Below are 657 nucleotides of genomic sequence, written 5' to 3'. Positions count from 1 at the left end.
TCGGCTCGTCGGCCTCCGGCGCGACCTGGATCTCGGACCGGACCTCGGGCTCGGCCTCGGATGGGACCTCGGGCTCGCTGAACTGCTCCAGCAGCACATGCGCGTTGGTGCCGCTGAAGCCGAAGGAGGAGACGGCGGCCCGGCGCGGACGCCCCTGCTCCGGCTCCGGCCAGCTCTCGTGCCCGGTCAGCAGGCGTACGCCGCCCGCCGACCAGTCGACGTGTCCGGAGGGCCGCTCGGCGTGCAGCGTACGGGGCAGTTCGCCGTGCCGCAGCGCGAGCACCATCTTGATCAGCCCGGCGACGCCGGCGGCGGCCTGGGTGTGCCCGATGTTCGACTTCACCGAGCCCAGCCACAAAGGCGCTTCCGGGTCCCGGTCCCGGCCGTAGGTGGCCAGCAGCGCCTGCGCCTCGATCGGGTCACCCAGCGTCGTACCGGTACCGTGCGCCTCCACCGCGTCCACCTCGCCGGCGGTCAGCCCGGCGTCCGCGAGCGCGGCGCGGATCACCCGCTGCTGGGACGGACCGTTGGGCGCGGTCAGCCCGTTGGAGGCGCCGTCCTGGTTGACCGCCGAGCCGCGTACGACCGCCAGCACCGGATGGCCGTTCGCCCGCGCGTCGGACAGCCGCTCCACCAGCAGCATGCCGGCGCCCTCGC

General features: G+C 74.6%; 1 protein-coding gene. It reads right to left on the bottom strand.

The features are described from left to right. A partial coding sequence (locus AN216_RS10675) for a ketoacyl-synthetase C-terminal extension domain-containing protein (RefSeq protein WP_139140897.1) occupies window positions 1-657 on the bottom strand: 657 nt, incomplete at both ends.

The sequence above is a fragment of the Streptomyces oceani genome (assembly GCF_001751245.1).
In the GTDB taxonomy this organism is placed as follows: Bacteria; Actinomycetota; Actinomycetes; order Streptomycetales; family Streptomycetaceae; genus Streptomyces; species Streptomyces oceani.
Note: the sequence above shows the minus strand (reverse complement) of the source record. Positions and strands in the feature narration are given on the sequence as shown.